Here is a 17,179-nt window from a genome sequence, read left to right as displayed (position 1 = left end):
GATATCGGGCATGGGCTGATTGTGGTTTTTGAGTTGTCGTTGTGAGAGACAATAACTCTACTACATCGGCCCTCTCTCTTCATCCTCTTATTTTGGCTAAGGTATTGAATTAATTAAAATCCCTATCAGGGATTGAAACTTTAGTAAAAGACCTGGAAGTACAACATCCAGAATGTTCCAATTAATTAAAATCCCTATCAGGGATTGAAACGCAATTGTTCCCGCGCCCAAACCTAATCCAGAACGTTCCAATTAATTAAAATCCCTATCAGGGATTGAAACTACTTCAAATACATCTATGCTGTTACCAGACTCAAGTTCCAATTAATTAAAATCCCTATCAGGGATTGAAACTCCTCCCTCGCTTTCGATACAACTAATATCGCAATTGTTCCAACTAATTAAAATCCCTATCAGGGATTGAAACTACCTACCTTTCTTTGCAATAAAAATTTATCAACATTCGACCAATAAAATACCGCCTATTTCTAAGCGGTATTGAGATAGATTGAATTAATCAGATTTCTTGAACAAAGAATATTTTTATCGTCCAACACCTACATATTGGAATCCAGCCCGTACCAAAGTTTCGGGGTCAAGGAAGTTACGACCATCGATAATTACAGGGTTACTCATTAATTGAGCCATCTTGGCATAGTCGAGACTGCTAAATTGTTGCCATTCAGTCACAAGTACCAACGCATCACAACCATCAGCTAAACGTTCAGCATCAGTTTCTACTAATACACCAGAAAGACCATGACGCATACCAGTTTGGGAAACGATGGGGTCGTAGGCTTTGACTTTAGCACCCAGGCGGTTTAGTTGCTCGATTAAGTTCAATGCAGGTGCATCACGTAAATCGTCGGTGTCTGGCTTAAAGGTCAGACCGAGTAAACCTACAGTTTTACCTTTGAGGATTTTCAGGACTTGTTGTAGTTTTTCTAAAGCAATCAAACGCTGACGTTCGTTGACGCTGACAGCAGATTTTAATAATTGGGCTTCATAGCCGTAATCATCGGCTGTGTGAATCAATGCAGCTACGTCTTTGGGGAAGCAGGAACCACCCCAACCAATACCAGCTTGTAAGAACTTGTTACCAATACGGGAGTCTAAACCAATACCTTTGGCAACTTGGGTAACATCAGCACCAACGCGATCGCAAATGTTAGCTACTTCGTTAATGAAACTAATCTTAGTGGCTAGGAAAGCATTCGCCGCATATTTGATCATTTCTGCGGAACTTAAGTCTGTAGCCAGGATGGGTACAGGGTGTAAAGATTGGTTTTCTGCAAATTTGCGCTCGACAATTGGCGCATATAATTCTTGCATCATGGCGATCGCTCTGGGGCTATTACCTCCCAAAACAATGCGGTCAGGGTTGAATGTATCGTATACGGCTGAACCTTCCCGCAGAAACTCTGGGTTGCTAACGACATCAAACTGAGGTAATTCAGGTAATTTATCCTCAATTACTCCGCCACCTGCGGTTACGAGGTTTTTTTGACGTTCAGCAATACCATCTAGAACAATCATTCGCACCCAGTCACCAGAACCGATGGGTACTGTAGATTTATTAACAATTACTTTATAACCACCATTGAGGTTAGCACCGATACCACGGGCTACAGCTTCAACGTAACGGGTATCACTTTCACCGGTAGGTAAAGGTGGTGTACCGACAGCAATAAATAAAATTTCTCCGTGGGCTACTCCTGCTGCTAAATCTGTGCTAAACTCGATCTTCCCAGTTTGGATTGCCGACTGCATAATTTCTGAAAGTCCAGGCTCGAAAATTGGTGACTGCCCAGCTTTCATAATCTTGACTTTCTCTTCGTTATTGTCTACGCAGATCACATCATGCCCGATGTGAGCTAAACAAGCTCCTGTAACCAAGCCAACATAACCAGTCCCAATTACACAAACACGCATTTTGTTTAACTCCTCACTTGGGGTTATTTTTAAAGCAAAAATTTGTCAAGATGACACTTACACTCTTTCTGGTTGCACTGTTGCTAAAGTACTTGCTCAAAAAAGTCAGCTACCACTTTAACACAGTGCCTCAGGCTGCTCAGGAGCCTGTATCCTAGACTGCACTCTTGATGCGATCGCGGAAATCTTCTATTGTCAGTTTTAACCCTTCTTGCAGAGGAATGGTAGGTTCCCAATTTAACAAGGTTTTGGCTTTTGTGATATCTGGTTGGCGACGACGTGGATCATCAGCTGGTAATGATTCAAACTTGATTTGTGCATCTGGATTGATCAAATTTTGCACAGCTTGCGCCAATTCCAGAATAGTGTATTCACCAGGATTTCCTAAATTCACTGGCCCCACATAGTCGCTATTCATCAAGCGAATAAACCCTTCTACCAAGTCAGAAACATAGCAAAAACTACGAGTTTGTGAACCATCTCCGTACACAGTGAGGGGTGTTCCTCGCAAGGCTTGAACTATAAAATTACTTACCACCCGCCCGTCATTTTCTAGCATTCTGGGGCCGTAGGTGTTAAATATACGGACGACGCGAATATCAACTTTATTTTGTCGGTAGTAGTCAAATGCTAGAGTTTCGGCAATTCTTTTTCCTTCGTCATAGCACGAACGTATACCGATAGGGTTAACGTTACCTCTATACTCTTCTGGTTGGGGGTGAACCTCTGGATCACCGTATACTTCGCTAGTAGAAGCTAAGAAAAACCTGGCTTTGACACGTTTAGCTAGCCCTAACATATTCAGTGTACCCATCACGTTAGTTTTAACAGTTTTGACTGGGTTGTACTGATAGTGTACTGGGGAAGCTGGGCAAGCTAAATGATAGATTTGATCAACTTCTAACCGAATTGGTTCAGTGATATCATGACGAATGACTTCAAAATTGGGATGATTCGTCCATTTCTGGATATTGCGTTTGTCGCCTGTATAGAAGTTGTCTAAACAAATAACTTCATGGCCTTGAGGTATGAGTCTGTCGATCAGATGAGAACCAATAAACCCTGCACCGCCCGTCACCAAAATTCTCATATTTTCCCAGTTGCTTACAAATACTGTTAGTGGCTTGTGATATTGTTTCTAAACGATCTAGCCCAGATATGACAATACAGCACGAACAAGAATAATTCCAGATTTTTGATTGAGGATATTTACATTTTTTTAATATTTTTGTGAATTCACTTAGAAAAATAACAAACATCATGAAGTATTTGTGTGTTTTAACCAAGACTTCATCAAATCTTCAACAAAGTAAAGTGTTGTTATAGTTCTGTACTTATACAGTAGCTGTAGGATTAGAAAAACCTGTTGTGACAGTACTTGTTTGCACGCGCTGCGGTTCTCCCAACATCACAATAGAGCAGGTAATGTAACTAGCTAGTTGGGTTGTGACATCACTCAGAGCTAATCCCCCAGGACTTGTCCGGTTACGGTTAAACGGTAAGACTACTAAGTCATATAATCGTGCTGCTTGCAAAATTGCTTGAGCAACATTTTCATGAGCAATAATTTGAATTTCTGGTGAATTTGGCAAAGCTAATGTAGACACCAACAAGGCAAGTTGCGATCGCCGTGAAGCAATTTTACTAGAACTCGTGTGGCGATCGCACACATTTAACACTGTCACTTGGGCTTGGTTTGCTTCTGCTAACATCTGAGCAAACTGGACTGGCTGTAGTGTTGGTGTGATTAAATTTTCCAACGGTACTAAGATGCGTTGAATTTTCTTGGGTGATTCTACAAGACGTGTCACAGCGACGGGACAATGGGAAGACCACAATACATTATCAATTACATTGCCAAATAAGCGCGCTCTTAACCCAGTCCGTTTACCCCAACCCATGACAATTAAATTCGCTTTTTGTTCACGAGCTGCTCTACTAATCCCTGGTGCAAAAGCATCATCAATGCGGAGTAATGGCGATGCTTCCACACCCAAGACTTGGCTTTGGGTGGTGGCTTTTGTGAGTAACCGTTCACTTCTTTGCAGGGAAGATTCTAATTGGGGTGCATCCATGTGAGCCGCAGCTGAGGCGATCGCTAATGGTATAATTCGCCCTTGAGCTTGACTTGCCAATAATGCCGCCATTTCGATCAAATATGGCTGAGTATGGGGATTATAGATAGGTACAACAATAGTAAAATCACTTTTGTGGATTTCTTCTCTCTGTTGCTCAGGCAATTTTGAAGTAACTGGCTCTGTAACTGCTCCGGTAGTTAAAGCTACAGATGTGCGACTAGTAAGCAACGGCCCTAAAGTTGCAGTCACTAACATTAAGACAATGACGCTGGTTAAAACTGCTGGTGATAATAAACCTGCTTTATACCCTACGAAAGTTGCAGCTAATGTTGTACCAACTTGAGGTATGGATAAAGACCACATGGTTAACATTTCCTGCCAACTATAGCCATAGAAAAACTTTGCTAACCAAGCAGCAATAAATTTGCTAGCAATCAAACCGAATACAATCAAAAAAGTTAACTTTAGAGTAAAAAGATTATTAATTAAATTAGGTAAATCAATCAGCAAACCAAGGTTAATAAAGAAAATTGGGATAAATAAGACACTACCAACAAAAACTATTTTTTCTTTGACAGGCCCTTCACCAACAGCTTCATTGACTGCTAAACCTGCTAAAAATGCTCCCAAAATTTTTTCTATATCGATAAATTGAGCTACTACAGTTGCCAGAAACACTGTTAGTAATACAAATAAAAACTTGTTACCCTCATCGTCCCCTGAACGCCGAAAAAACTCTTTACCAGCCCAATCAAATCCCAGCAAAATTGCCACAGAGTAAATAATTAACCAGCCTAACAAGCTGAATAACTGAGATAAATTTAATACAGTAATTTGTGATGCAGATACACAAATAGCTAATACTAAAAGTGCGCCAATATCTGTCAGCACCGTAGCGCCAATCGCCACAGTGACAGCTTGGTTACTGATTACACCTAAACGATTGATAATAGGATAAGCCAAGAGGGTATGAGAAGCGAATAATGAGCCAAGTAATACTGAAGTATTCCAATCTAGGTTCAAAAATCGCCCCAACACAGTTCCCATCAACAAAGGCACAGTAAAACTAAAGCAGCCAAACCCAAAGGCACGTTTTCTTTGCCGCCGCCACAATTTTAAGTCAACTTCTAAGCCTGCTACAAACATTAAATAAACTAAGCCAATCTCTGATAGCAGGCCAATCATGGGTGATTCTGTATGGAATAAGTTCCAACCCGACGGCCCTAATATTAATCCAGCGAGGACTAAACCTACTATTCCTGGTAATCTCAGTCTTTCAAATAGGATGGGTACAACTAAGAGAATTACCAGTAAAATTGCAAAGGGAACAATTGGTTCCTTACCGAGAACTTGAGAAGTTTGTTCTAGAGCAAGAACTGGTGATAAGGGTTCCATAGGTGGAATTTGAAAGGGCGACGGTAAGAGGGAGATTACCCTGAGGTAATCGTCCGATCAATCATACATAACTGTGAAAGCTACCCTGTAAAAAATCAAAAAGCCTTAACCTAAAGTACCGAGGTAATAGTATTTGAACTAACTACCTATGGATGGATCTGGCTGAGAATGAATCTTAGGCGATCGTAATCGTCTTTTAGCAATATGCTTAAAGTACGCCCAGCTTTGATTAACCATTCCCGATCAGCTTTGCGTAGTTGGTAGACTTCCCGAATGGCAGCTGCGGTTAACGATTCTACTGGTGCGCCATTAATAGAAAGTAACGTCCGCAAAAATTCTAATTCTTCAGTGAATTTAACTATCACCTCAGGTTCACACTGATACACGGCTTGGTGAATTTGTGGAGGACGTGGTGGTAAATACTGGTATACTCTTCTGCTGGCATTGGGAGAGGTTGGTGACTGCTCAAACCCCACGATCGCAGCTCGAAATTCCGTCTTCAGCATAGCAAATATCTGGGGTTGTTCTTCTCGCAAATCTTGCAATGACATCCCCATAGCTACTGCTCGGTGAACGGAATCCACAGGCATAGTCGTAGCATGATAGACGATCGCGTAGACTTGATTACCTGACTCTTCATCCACAGCACACACCCAACTCCCAAACGGCGGCATTGAGGGAAAGGTCAAGTCTTCCGGTTCTAGACACTGCGCCAAAAATTCAGTGCTAGCCGTTTCTATCACCTCAGCAATGTGGCTGGGGTGGCGATCGCTTTTGTCAAACTGTGGTAAGGGGAGGCGCATGATAGTTAAGAGTCAAAGGTCAACAGTCAACAGTCAAATAGCTGGGACTATTGACTATTGACTTTGGACTAAATCATTTTCCTTTCTTCTTGCCGGCAGTGATTTCGACTGCTTCTAATTCCGATAAACGAAAGGTAATTAACTTGTCCCAGTTACCGCCTTCAAACAAAACAGCTACTTTACCATCACTTACCCTTTGTACAAGTCCTTCGTAGCGATAATAAGTATCATTGGGATTTTTGACGCGAACAGTGGCTCCAGGTAGGATCATGATTTCTTGCCTCGCTTACTTCCTGTTATTAGCTTAATACTTGTGAGATGTCAGTTGTTAGTTGTCAGTGGTCAGTGGAAAAACAACTGACTATTTACTCAAAAATAATACTTTTGTCGCTGTCGGAAGTTTGCTACCGATTCTACTATTCCTAAAGCTATGAAATTGGTCAGCATGGCAGAACGTCCATAACTCATCCACGGTAAGGGAATACCTGCTACTGGTGCTAAACCTACAGTCATACCTACATTAACAACCAACTGGAACACAATCATCGATAAAACGCCAATCGCCAACAAAGAACCAAAGTTATCTTTGGCAGTTTGCGCGACGTGCAGTAACCGGAAGCAAATAAAGCAAAACACAAATAAAACAATTAAACATCCTACAAAACCGAATTCTTCACCCACCGCAGAGAAAATAAAATCGGTGTGCTGTTCAGGCACAAAATTTAATTGCGTCATCGGCCCTTTAAACAAACCCCAACCCCAGGTTTCCCCAGCACCAATGGCAATGCGAGATTGGTGTTGGTGATAGCCAGCCCCCAAAAGGTCTTGTCCGGGGCGAAGAAATGTTGTTAATCTGTCTTTTTGATACTCTTTTAAAATATTGTTCCAGGCAAATATACCTAATTCACCACCTAACATATTGAGTGAAAAGGCACCAATACCACTAAGACCAAACCGTCGCCAAGGGAGAGTTTGCCAACCGACAATGCCCATAGCAATTGACCAAATTATCCCTAAGGGGCCAAAAGATATTTCTTTAAATACCAAGGGTTCTGATAGCGGCCAGTATATGCCAAATAAAATAGCTGCGATGATGGGAGAAATCAACAATATTAACCAACCTGGATTAGCATTTGCCCAATACAGCATCCCTAAAACGATCGCTCCAAATACTAAAGATGTTGCCAAATCCGGCTGTAAAAATACTAACAACCAAGGTATGGCAGTAAATGCCAAAGCACGGCAAAAGTTAGGTAAGGTAGCAGCCGTAGTCTTGTGTAATAAAGCCGCTAAGGTAATGATGATCCCTACTTTGGCAAATTCTGACGGTTGCACGTTAAAACCAGCAATACTAATCCACCTTTGGGCCCCTTTGGCGCTAGTCCCAGCAATCATTACTATAATCAGGCTGAAGTTGGTGAGTGCATAAGTCACCCAATGCCACTGAAGTAAATTTTCGTAACGAAAACGAGAGATAAACAACGCTATCAAAACACCGATACTCGCTACTAACCAGTGCCACCACCAGTCTGTTACTGGCTGCTTAAGTTCTGTACTAAGAATCATCAAACCGCCAAAAAAGCTGACCCCAATAGGCAAAAAAAACAGGGGCAAATCTATTTGTTGCCAAGGCTTAACCCAAGACTTCCAGCGCATTTTGGGGAGCGAACGTTTTAATAGCATTTTTGTGAGTTAAAAGTTTAGCTGTTAGATTTATTCAATATTAATAACTCTGTATTCCTAAGTTGTGACGTAGGAATCAGACAAAAATTTCCCCTGAGCAAATTTAGTACTGAGTGCTGAGTAATGAGTTTTAACTTGGTACTTAGCACTCAGAACGCATAATTTTTATTATGTTAAGGCGGCGACTGATACTTTACCAGCAATTGCTAAAGCGATCGCTTTTAGTGCTTTTGCTGACGCTGAATCTGGGTCAGCCACAACGATAGGAACACCATTATCACCACCGATTCTGGTGGAAATTTCCAAGGGTATGCAGCCTAATAAAGGTACTCCTAATTCTGCTGCTGTTTTGGAACCGCCACCGGAACCAAAGATATCGTAATGTTTATCTGGCATATCAGGGGGAATGAAGTAGCTCATGTTTTCTACTATTCCCAAAACAGAGACGTTCATTTGCTGGAACATCCGCAAACCTTTACGAGAATCTAATAAAGCTACGTTTTGGGGTGTAGTCACAATTACTGCTCCAGACATTGGTACAGCCTGAGTTAAGGTTAACTGAGCATCTCCAGTTCCTGGAGGCATATCCACGATTAAATAGTCAAGTTCGCCCCATTCTACTTGATAGAGAAACTGGCGGATTACCCCATTTAGCATCGGCCCACGCCAAATTACTGGTTGGTCTCGGTCAATCAAAAAGCCCATTGAGACTAATTTGACACCATGATTAAAGGCAGGTTCCAGCACCTCACCTTTTTCTGTGGAACGCACAACAATTTGAGCATCACCCAGCCCCAGCATTGTGGGGTCGTTGGGGCCGTAAATATCCGCATCCAGTAAGCCGACTTTCGCCCCTGTTTGCGCTAAAGCCACAGCAACATTGACTGCGACCGTACTTTTACCTACACCACCTTTACCACTGGAGACAGCAATAATATTTTTTACCCCAGGAACACCATTGCGGTCTGGCAAACTTTTTTGTTGAGGTGTCTCTGCTGTCACATCTACACTGACATCTGTTACCCCAGGTAGCTTTTTCACCGCTCTTTGACAGTCTTCGACAATGAATTCCCGCAATGGGCAAGCAGGTGTAGTCAAAACCAAGGTGAAGCTTACGAGACCACCATCAATTTTGACGTTGCGAATCATATTCAGTTCTACCAGACTCTTACGCAGTTCTGGGTCTTGCACTGGTCGCAACACTTCTAAGACAGATTGTGAATCGAGGACATCGTACATATACAATTCAAAATTCAAAATTCAAAATTCAAGCTAGAGATAGATGCGACTTGGTTTTTGACCAGCTGCAAATTAGATCAGCAAAAATTGCTGAGTATTTCCTCTTGGATCGGCATAATAAAATTTAAGAAATTTTTATTATCACCTAATAAAATCTTAACTTTCTTTAGGGATTAAAGATTCGGGAGTGGGGCGTAAGAGCAAATTGCAACTCAGCACGTCAAAATTCCCTAGCCTAAAAATCAAAACAATTATCATTTAGGCTCTTTTTCTTCCCTGAAACCGCTTGTAATGTGGCTTTTTCTACGGATTCTACTAAGGAACGTGCTACACGGTCTACGTAAGGACGGGAGAATGACCAAACTAGTGGTGATAACCAACCGCGTAATGTCACAGAATACGATAAACACGTTCCACAAACTGTAGATTCTACCTGGTAAGTAACCCGTTCTTCCACACCAGGAATCGCCATGACCCGGATACAAAGTAATTCCCTGGGGTTGACACGTTCTACAAAAATCTGGATGGGAATTGGGGAAAAGCGTGTCACTGCTTGGTAAATTAATCCAGGTTTGGGTACTAATCCGTAAGGTACATTGGTACTTTTAAGTAGTGGATGCCAAGAAACATCTGTTAGATCGACTACTTTTTGCCACAGTTCATCTACGGACGCATAACTAATTTCTCGATATGTCTGTACCAGAGAAACGCAAAATCTACGGCGTTTGCGGTGGACGAATTTGGATAACCACGTTCCCATTTGCCTAATCCTCCTACCTACACACTTGCTGGTAACTCTGGAATAGTTGGCTACTGTGATTCAACCCTAAAATACATTTGCTCACAATTGCCTTCAGTATGATAAATCTCGATTAGGCATAAAGAACAACAAGATTGATCTGGGGTTGAAACTTCAACTCGTGGGGTATCACCATAATCCGTACAGCATGAAATTTGTACATGGTTCATTGAGAACCTGAAAGTATAACCTCACGGTCAAGGTATTTGTAGACTAGTTCACCAGAGTCTGGTGTTAACACCAGAATGTTTCCATCAAGAAGTACAACAAAAACTTAGTCAATATACAAGCCTATACGCATTTGAGGGAAAATAACTCTAGTCATGCCTATTAATCGTGTAAACGTTTAACAAGTAAAAAAACTACTTGGGTAATTTGAGCCTGATTTTTGGTTCGTGTAGCCCAAAAGTTTTTAAACTAGAAATTTGCGGCTTTTTTTAGGAAATTGTAATTTAGGTTCGGGAATCTATGGTGACAAACTCGCAAACCCCAACGGTAAAAGCAAAAGTATCCCCGTCTCTACCAGCGACTGACGCTAAAGCTAGAGTCAGTCATTTTATGAAACAGCTACAAGATGATATTACACAAGCCTTAACAAAACTTGATGGTGTGGGGGAGTTTCACGAAGATAGTTGGGAACGTCCTGAGGGGGGTGGCGGGCGATCGCGTGTGCTACGTGATGGTGCAATATTTGAACAAGCAGGTGTAAATTTTTCGGAAGTTTGGGGTTCTCATCTGCCTCCTTCAATTTTAGCCCAGCGTCCAGAAGCGGAAGGACATGGTTTTTATGCCACAGGTACATCCTTGGTATTACATCCACGTAACCCTTATATCCCAACGGTTCACCTCAACTACCGTTATTTTGAAGCCGGCCCAGTGTGGTGGTTCGGTGGTGGTGCGGACTTAACACCATATTACCCCTTTGCAGAAGATGCAGCCCATTTCCACAACACACTGAAGCAGGCTTGCGACGAACATCACCCAGAGTATTACCCAGTGTTTAAACGTTGGTGTGATGAATACTTCTATCTCAAGCACCGTGATGAAACTAGGGGTGTAGGAGGTCTATTTTTTGATTATCAAGATGGACAAGGTGTTTTATATCGCGGCCCCAACCCCAAAGGAGAAGCAGCCAATTACAGTAACCAAGTAGGAGAACCAGCACAACGGGATTGGGAAGATTTGTTCAGTTTTGTCCAAGGTTCTGGTAAAGCCTTTTTACCCGCCTACGTCCCCATCGTGGAACGCCGTCATGGGATAGAATATGGCGATCGCCAACGGAATTTCCAACTTTATCGTCGCGGTAGGTATGTCGAATTTAACTTGGTTTATGACCGAGGAACAATTTTTGGCTTGCAAACCAACGGACGTACTGAATCTATTTTGATGTCTTTACCACCTCTAGTTCGTTGGGAATACGGTTATCAGCCAGAACCCAATTCTCCAGAAGCAGAGTTATATGATACCTTCCTCAAGCCCCAAGATTGGAGCAACTGGAAACCAAATCAGTAATTTTGAGAATTGGGCAATGGTAATTTTTTCCAAGTATCAGCACTATCCCCTCCTATGGCATAGGAACTGACTTTGCTTAGACATAACGAACTCATCAATATGGGGGTCAAAAAAAATTGCCTTCTCTATTTCAGTACTGTTGCCTGGGTACTCACCTCAGTTTTGGTGAGTTAAACTACTAAAAGTAAGCACCTAGTCAAAAAGGTGATGAATTTAGCTGTAACTTATGAAAATTGAGTTTCAGCACTTAAATGCAGTCCTGTAATTGATGGGTTAAATAAATTACTGCTTTTTTTCAAATCTTTTTGCTGAAGAATCAGTAATAATTGTTGCCAACAATTAGGTTTTGGCTCATCAATTTCAGGACTGACCCAGCCACAGTCAATGTTGAGATGAGTGTCAAGGGAAAGACCAGTGATTCAAATAGAACAAACCACATATACAACCCAAGACGGTAATGCTGTTATTGTCTTGAAACCAGCAGGTCGCTTAGACATCACCACAGCCTGGCAATTTCGTCTGAAATTGCAGGAGTGTATTTCTAAACTTAGTCATCATGTAGTTGTAAATCTTGGTCAGGTAAATTTTATAGATAGTTCTGGACTCACGTCTTTAGTCGCCGGAATGCGTGATGCAGATAAAGTGAATGGTAGTTTTCGCATCTGTAATGTCCACCCGGAAGCTAAACTCGTCTTTGAAGTAACAATGATGGATACAGTCTTTGAAATCTTTGAGACTGAAGAGGAAGCTTTAGAAGGTGTACCTCGTAGCATGGCTAGCTAGTAGTGTATTGATTGCTGAGTACTACCAATTCGTCATTTATAATACCGCTATGGGTAGGCTTACGCCTGCGTAGCAAAGCAAGCTACGTAATTAAGAAAATCAGATTTTATTTGTGTCTACCTACTTAATGATTGACATTTTCTCAACACTCAACACTCAGCACTCAATACTGTTCTCGCTTGGTGTAACGATAGGGGCCTGTAATTGCCCCCCAAGTAGCCTTGCCAGTCTCTTGGTCAATTCCTTTATCATAGGTATACAGTTCTGTCTCGGTAACTTCAAACCCTAAAGAAACTTGTACCGTATTACCCAAGTAAGTGAAAGTACAGCGAGTATCTGGCAGAGGAGACGCAGTAAACTGATAGCGGTTAGATGCTACTGTTTGCTGACTAACTGAGAGAATGCAGCCAGGGAGTAGTTCTAATTGGTCTGGAGTTAAAGTTTTGAGTAAGTCAGGGTTACGACCTGCACCAGTTAAAGCACTGGGATTTTTGGGCATATAATACTGTACGTACAGCCCAGTTTCCGAGTTAGGATTGGGCATTAACCTAAAAATGCGCTGGCGATAAGGACGGTCTAAATTAACAATGTTGGCTTGTTCGGCAAACAGGGTAATGCTATCGTCTGGAAACAAATCAACAGGTCTTTGCCATAAACGCAAGTGAACAAACCAAACTGGTTCTGCTAAGGCTTGTTCTCGATTATCAAATTCTCCAGTTAGGTACTTACCTAAGGTGAGTAAATCGGGTGAAAAATCCATAAATGTGAGGCATGATGGCAAATATACTCACAGAATATATTGACATTTATTGGATTTTTGCAAAAGCGATGCCTACGGTAAGCTATGCCTCCCGTAAAGTTACTTCCTTGCCATAGGGAAACCCCAACTTGGCAAAGTAGCCTTTAAAGTAGAAAATAAGATAACGTCGCCCTTAATATTTTCTTTGTGAATAACGTCCGTACTGTTTCTGATACAAAGCGAACTTTCTACTCTCTACATACCCGACCGATTAACACAATTTATCGTCGGGTGGTAGAGGAGTTAATGGTAGAAATGCACCTGCTATTAGTAAATGTAGATTTTAGCTACAATCCTATTTATGCCTTGGGCGTTGTCACTACCTTTGACCGCTTCATGGAAGGCTATACACCCGAACGGGATAAAGAATCGATTTTTAATGCTATATGTCAGGCTGTAGAGCAAGAACCACAACGCTACAGACAGGATGCTGAACGGTTACAATCTGTAGCTCAAAGCTTACCTGTTAATGATTTAGTAGCGTGGCTGAGTCAAGCTAATCATTTACAGCAAGATGCTGACTTACAATCGCAACTACAAGCGATCGCTAATAATCCTAACTTTAAATACAGCCGTTTATTTGCGATCGGCCTGTTTACATTGTTAGAACTATCAAATCCAGATTTAGTCAAGGACGAAAAGCAACGCACTGAGGCACTAAAAACCATTGCCACTGGCTTGCATCTCTCTGAAGATAAACTCAATAAGGATTTAGAGTTATATCGCTCTAACCTAGATAAAATGACTCAAGCATTGATAGTCATGGCTGATATGCTATCAGCAGATCGCAAAAAACGCGAACAACGTCAACAACAAGCTAGTACCTCTGTGGCTCCTCCAAATGAGTAGTCAATAGTCAACAGTCAATAGTCAATAGTCAATAGTCAACAGTTTTTACTCTGTCTTAATGGACTATAGACTATGGACTTTTTTATAATCCCAACAACTTGTAGATTAAGCTGTTAATAATAGTGAGGGTAAATGCCCCGAGAACGGCACTCCAAATGCCGAAACGCAAGCGGAAACCCTCGACTAGCCAAGCTGCAATACTAAAACAAACAACGGCAATCATAAAGGTAAACACACCCGATAACAAGTTAAATGTGAGTATATCGGGAACTACAAATATTAGGCGTAAAATCGGTCTGATTATTGCCGTCACAATACCCAGAACAGCAGCCGAAAGAAAAGCTTTTTGTGGAGTATCAACTTCAACACCTAAAGGTAACTTACTAATAATCAATAAGCTGATTGATGTAACTACCCAAACAATTAGCAGCGTCACAATTTCGTTCATTGCCTCAACCCCTGAAACGTGTATGGTGCTTGGCGATAAATTACCCAGTTTATTCTATAGAAAAATACAGCAGAAGTCAGAACTAGAAGACTCTGAATCTCTAGGGCGCGTCATCAATTTTCTACTTCCCTGAGTTGCAAACTGCTGTATTTGAATTTGAAGCTTAACCAATTATTTGTAAGTTACCAGGAAAATATTATCTGCATAGAAAATATTTTGTATATCTTTAGGTTTGGTAGAAGATGAGAGGAGATGAAGAAGATAGGTTAAACTTGCCCTCTCTTCCCCTTCTCCCCAACTTCCTCATCTTTCCTACTCTCTTATCTCATTGCTGCGGTGCAGGGTTAGTCCCCGGTGCTACAGGAACCGGAGGAACGACTGGAGAAACACCGGGATTTACAGGAATGGTACTTTGTCCGCTTGGGGGTTGATTAGGGTCTGTGGGAAAGTTGGGAGTAAGTTCACTGGGTGGAGGATTAATTCCTGGGACTGGTGCAACGTTGGGTATGGGTGCTACACCAGGATTAATTGGGAAGTTAGGAATATTGGGTTGGGGTTGAGCAGAAGTAGGGATAATACCTAAGGATACGCGATCGCCTCCCACTTGCCGCAGCAAATCCAGTGTCTCAACAACATCGTTGTAAGTAGCTGTGCGTGAAGCGTTGAGTACTAAAACACCATTAGGGTTTGCCTGCACATACTGCCTTAAGCTTTGTGTTAACTCTTCTCTTCTTACTAGTTGTTTCTCTACATAGGTATTGCCAACTGCATCAATAGTAACAATCAGGTTTCCGCCTGTGGAATTTATCCCGGCGGCTGTACTAGTACTAGCTTTGGGCAAATCAACGTTTATCGCTTGCTGTCGAGTAAATTGCAAAGCAGCCAACAAAAAAAAGGTCAAAATACAAAAAACAACATCAATTAAGGGAATAATTTGGATTTGTACTTCTTCGACCGGAGTATGTAAATTAACTTTCATTGCCTGATTTTTATACTTATGACTGGGTTTGTATTCTCGGCTAAGACTCAAAAAATCTTGGTAATTTTTGATTTTATGGCATCAGGTTTAAATTGATAGATAAACAAATTCGTAGTGTAGTAAGCACTGGAGTGCTTACTACAAACCCTCAAAACTAACCTGACAAAATACTACACTTTGATTTGCACTTAGGGACTTCCAGATAAAAAAATATCCAAAATTTAGGGTACGTCAGTGCAAGAAAACCTAGCTGTACCAAGAAATTATTCATACTGACGCACCCTACTAACCGTCAATTTGGAATAATTTATTTTTTGGTGTTCCCTTAGGTGAGATCCGGTGGTTCAGGAGGTTGAGGAAACTTACTTCTACCTGTTTTGCTGGGCAAACTATCACGGACAATTACTGGGGTGGTATTGCTCAAATCAGGGGGAGATTGACGATATAGCAATTCCATTTCATTCCCTGCTTTCCGAAAAACTTTGAGTTGATTGACAACAAAACTTTGAAATAATCGGTAAAATACCAAACTAACAATGGCAACGATTAGCCCTGCTGCTGTACTAATTAAGGATTCACCAATACCAGTAGTCACACCAGCCGCAGATTCGGTTCCCAAATCACCGATGCGAATTGACCGCAAAGACTGGATTAAGCCTAAAACTGTACCCAACAATCCCAATAACGGTGCGAGGGCAATGACAGCTTCTAATAGCTTTTCGCCGCGCCGCATCCCTGCTAATTCATCTTCTGCTGTGGACTCCAGAGCTAATCGAAAAGTTTCTGCGTCAGTTTTTTGTAAATGTAAAGGAGCGTAGAGAAATCGACCAATTGGTTGATCTGTAGCCTGTCTAGCAATATCCGCCGCTATTTCCCAATTATCATGAGCTGCATCTATGACACGATCAACAATTTCCTTTTCTTGGGAAAAAATTCGTAGCCAGAACCAAAGACGCTCAAAAATCACACTTAAAGATAAAATCGACAGAGCCAGCAAAGGCCACATAGCTGGCCCGCCCTTGTAAAACAAATCTATAATATCCACTGTTTAAGTTTCCTCCCGCCATTGCTTAAGCAACTATCCCAAAGCATTTTAATTTTAGAGATTAATGCACAACTCAGAACTGACAAAAATAAATTTCCAGCACAATTAGAGATCATCTGGAATATAAATTTAAGGCTCTTGAATTGAACACTCGAATTTTACAACTTGAGAATTAGCTTAACGCGGGAGTATGACGAAAAAACTTTCTGTCTGGGAAATTTACTGAGACTGATGCAGAATTTTTTGTTGAATAGGTACTTGAATTCTAAATTCAGATCCTTGACCAAGGGTTGAGAAGCACTCTAATTTGCCGCCATGCTTTTCTGTGATGATTTGATAACTGTTAAATAATTGCTTACTCCCCACTCATAACTCCCTAATCGGTTTCTATGTAGCGTCTTCCAGAATAATTAGGGCGGTTATTCCCACCGGAATTTCTTCAGTCGATTTGTCAGAATTAAAAATAAACAGAGGATTAAAAGATGAATTTTTCCATCCAAGGATTGTATAACTGGTATCGTGGTTTACTACGTAATCCAAAATACCGTTGGTGGGTAATTTTAGGAACAATAGTTTACATCGTCAGCCCAATTGATATTGCTCCAGATTTTATTCCTGTTGTAGGGCAAATCGATGATTTTTTAGTTTTGTCGATTTTAGTTACTGAAGTATCTGGGCTGGTGCTGGACGGTTGGAAAGCGCGTAAGGGCGAGTCTAATACTGTAGCGAATTCTACTTCTACTGAAGCAACAGTCGATGTTAATGCTGTTCCTGTCAAGTAATTAGGTTAATTAAATCAAATTTTTAATCTCCTATTGTGATGGTCAGTAGGGGA

At 41.3% G+C, this 17,179-nt stretch carries 16 protein-coding genes; 4 read left to right on the top strand and 12 right to left on the bottom strand.

Features of this window, described 5'->3' with window-relative positions; translation table 11 throughout:
• Nucleotides 1-543: 543 nt before the first annotated feature.
• From H6G18_RS17635 to H6G18_RS17600, 8 genes are all read right to left on the bottom strand, one after another.
• Nucleotides 544-1,932, bottom strand: coding sequence for a UDP-glucose dehydrogenase family protein (locus H6G18_RS17635; protein WP_190408399.1), 1,389 nt, complete (start codon nt 1,930-1,932; stop codon nt 544-546).
• A 154-nt stretch (nt 1,933-2,086) separates the two neighbouring features.
• Nucleotides 2,087-3,022, bottom strand: a complete 936-nt coding sequence (locus tag H6G18_RS17630) for a UDP-glucuronic acid decarboxylase family protein (RefSeq protein WP_190408398.1) — start codon at nt 3,020-3,022, stop codon at nt 2,087-2,089.
• Nucleotides 3,023-3,266: 244 nt separating this feature from the next.
• Nucleotides 3,267-5,405 carry a cation:proton antiporter domain-containing protein gene (locus H6G18_RS17625; protein ID WP_190408397.1) on the bottom strand — a complete coding sequence of 713 codons (2,139 nt, stop codon included), beginning with the start codon at nt 5,403-5,405 and terminating at the stop codon, nt 3,267-3,269.
• Nucleotides 5,406-5,551: 146 nt separating this feature from the next.
• Nucleotides 5,552-6,208, bottom strand: coding sequence for a hypothetical protein (locus H6G18_RS17620; protein WP_190408396.1), 657 nt, complete (start codon nt 6,206-6,208; stop codon nt 5,552-5,554).
• A 73-nt stretch (nt 6,209-6,281) separates the two neighbouring features.
• Nucleotides 6,282-6,479 carry an NAD(P)H dehydrogenase subunit NdhS gene (locus tag H6G18_RS17615; protein ID WP_190408395.1) on the bottom strand — a complete coding sequence of 66 codons (198 nt, stop codon included), beginning with the start codon at nt 6,477-6,479 and terminating at the stop codon, nt 6,282-6,284.
• 98 nt (nt 6,480-6,577) lie between these two features.
• Nucleotides 6,578-7,891 (bottom strand): rod shape-determining protein RodA, encoded by a 1,314-nt coding sequence (gene rodA / locus H6G18_RS17610; protein ID WP_190408394.1) that lies wholly within the window; start codon nt 7,889-7,891, stop codon nt 6,578-6,580.
• 168 nt (nt 7,892-8,059) lie between these two features.
• Nucleotides 8,060-9,130 (bottom strand): Mrp/NBP35 family ATP-binding protein, encoded by a 1,071-nt coding sequence (locus tag H6G18_RS17605; RefSeq protein ID WP_190408402.1) that lies wholly within the window; start codon nt 9,128-9,130, stop codon nt 8,060-8,062.
• Nucleotides 9,131-9,365: 235 nt separating this feature from the next.
• Complete coding sequence (locus H6G18_RS17600) at nt 9,366-9,890, bottom strand: SRPBCC family protein (RefSeq protein ID WP_190408393.1); 525 nt, start codon at nt 9,888-9,890, stop codon at nt 9,366-9,368.
• A 507-nt stretch (nt 9,891-10,397) separates the two neighbouring features.
• Between H6G18_RS17600 and hemF the strand changes: the two genes are divergently transcribed.
• Together hemF and H6G18_RS17590 are read left to right on the top strand one after the other, a co-directional pair.
• Complete coding sequence (gene hemF, locus H6G18_RS17595) at nt 10,398-11,441, top strand: oxygen-dependent coproporphyrinogen oxidase (RefSeq protein ID WP_190408392.1); 1,044 nt, start codon at nt 10,398-10,400, stop codon at nt 11,439-11,441.
• Between the two features lie 414 nt (nt 11,442-11,855).
• Nucleotides 11,856-12,224 (top strand): STAS domain-containing protein, encoded by a 369-nt coding sequence (locus H6G18_RS17590; RefSeq protein WP_190408391.1) that lies wholly within the window; start codon nt 11,856-11,858, stop codon nt 12,222-12,224.
• Nucleotides 12,225-12,387: 163 nt separating this feature from the next.
• Here the strand turns inward: H6G18_RS17590 and H6G18_RS17585 are convergent, their stop codons facing one another.
• Nucleotides 12,388-12,984 carry a chromophore lyase CpcT/CpeT gene (locus H6G18_RS17585; RefSeq protein ID WP_190408390.1) on the bottom strand — a complete coding sequence of 199 codons (597 nt, stop codon included), beginning with the start codon at nt 12,982-12,984 and terminating at the stop codon, nt 12,388-12,390.
• Nucleotides 12,985-13,170: 186 nt separating this feature from the next.
• Here H6G18_RS17585 and psb29 point away from each other — a divergent pair, with 186 nt between their 5' ends.
• Entirely contained in the window at nt 13,171-13,872 is a 702-nt protein-coding gene (psb29, locus tag H6G18_RS17580) for a photosystem II biogenesis protein Psp29 (RefSeq protein ID WP_190408389.1), read from the top strand.
• Nucleotides 13,873-13,954: 82 nt separating this feature from the next.
• Here the strand turns inward: psb29 and H6G18_RS17575 are convergent, their stop codons facing one another.
• From H6G18_RS17575 to H6G18_RS17565, 3 genes are all read right to left on the bottom strand, one after another.
• Nucleotides 13,955-14,320, bottom strand: coding sequence for a phage holin family protein (locus tag H6G18_RS17575; protein WP_190408388.1), 366 nt, complete (start codon nt 14,318-14,320; stop codon nt 13,955-13,957).
• 325 nt (nt 14,321-14,645) lie between these two features.
• On the bottom strand, nt 14,646-15,299 hold the full coding sequence (locus H6G18_RS17570) for an ExbD/TolR family protein (protein ID WP_190408387.1): 654 nt from the start codon (nt 15,297-15,299) through the stop codon (nt 14,646-14,648).
• A 325-nt stretch (nt 15,300-15,624) separates the two neighbouring features.
• A complete protein-coding gene (locus H6G18_RS17565; RefSeq protein WP_190408386.1) occupies nt 15,625-16,344 on the bottom strand; it encodes a MotA/TolQ/ExbB proton channel family protein in 720 nt (239 codons plus the stop codon).
• A gap of 482 nt (nt 16,345-16,826) precedes the next feature.
• Here H6G18_RS17565 and H6G18_RS17560 point away from each other — a divergent pair, with 482 nt between their 5' ends.
• A complete protein-coding gene (locus H6G18_RS17560; protein ID WP_190408385.1) occupies nt 16,827-17,126 on the top strand; it encodes a YkvA family protein in 300 nt (99 codons plus the stop codon).
• Nucleotides 17,127-17,179 lie beyond the last annotated feature (53 nt).

This window comes from Anabaena subtropica FACHB-260 (assembly GCF_014697105.1).
Classification (GTDB): Bacteria; Cyanobacteriota; Cyanobacteriia; order Cyanobacteriales; family Nostocaceae; genus Trichormus; species Trichormus subtropicus.
The sequence above is the reverse complement of the archived record's forward strand: the minus strand, read 5'-3'. Positions and strand labels throughout refer to the sequence as shown.

Coding starts and splice junctions, on each gene's coding strand:
- H6G18_RS17630 (WP_190408398.1), bottom strand. CDS start 3,022: ATGAGAATTTTGGTGACGGGCGGTGCAGGGTTTATTGGTTCTCATCTG.
- H6G18_RS17620 (WP_190408396.1), bottom strand. CDS start 6,208: ATGCGCCTCCCCTTACCACAGTTTGACAAAAGCGATCGCCACCCCAGC.
- H6G18_RS17600 (WP_190408393.1), bottom strand. CDS start 9,890: ATGGGAACGTGGTTATCCAAATTCGTCCACCGCAAACGCCGTAGATTT.
- H6G18_RS17570 (WP_190408387.1), bottom strand. CDS start 15,299: ATGAAAGTTAATTTACATACTCCGGTCGAAGAAGTACAAATCCAAATT.
- H6G18_RS17605 (WP_190408402.1), bottom strand. CDS start 9,130: ATGTACGATGTCCTCGATTCACAATCTGTCTTAGAAGTGTTGCGACCA.
- rodA (WP_190408394.1), bottom strand. CDS start 7,891: ATGCTATTAAAACGTTCGCTCCCCAAAATGCGCTGGAAGTCTTGGGTT.
- H6G18_RS17575 (WP_190408388.1), bottom strand. CDS start 14,320: ATGAACGAAATTGTGACGCTGCTAATTGTTTGGGTAGTTACATCAATC.
- H6G18_RS17625 (WP_190408397.1), bottom strand. CDS start 5,405: ATGGAACCCTTATCACCAGTTCTTGCTCTAGAACAAACTTCTCAAGTT.
- hemF (WP_190408392.1), top strand. CDS start 10,398: ATGGTGACAAACTCGCAAACCCCAACGGTAAAAGCAAAAGTATCCCCG.
- H6G18_RS17560 (WP_190408385.1), top strand. CDS start 16,827: ATGAATTTTTCCATCCAAGGATTGTATAACTGGTATCGTGGTTTACTA.
- H6G18_RS17615 (WP_190408395.1), bottom strand. CDS start 6,479: ATGATCCTACCTGGAGCCACTGTTCGCGTCAAAAATCCCAATGATACT.
- H6G18_RS17585 (WP_190408390.1), bottom strand. CDS start 12,984: ATGGATTTTTCACCCGATTTACTCACCTTAGGTAAGTACCTAACTGGA.
- H6G18_RS17635 (WP_190408399.1), bottom strand. CDS start 1,932: ATGCGTGTTTGTGTAATTGGGACTGGTTATGTTGGCTTGGTTACAGGA.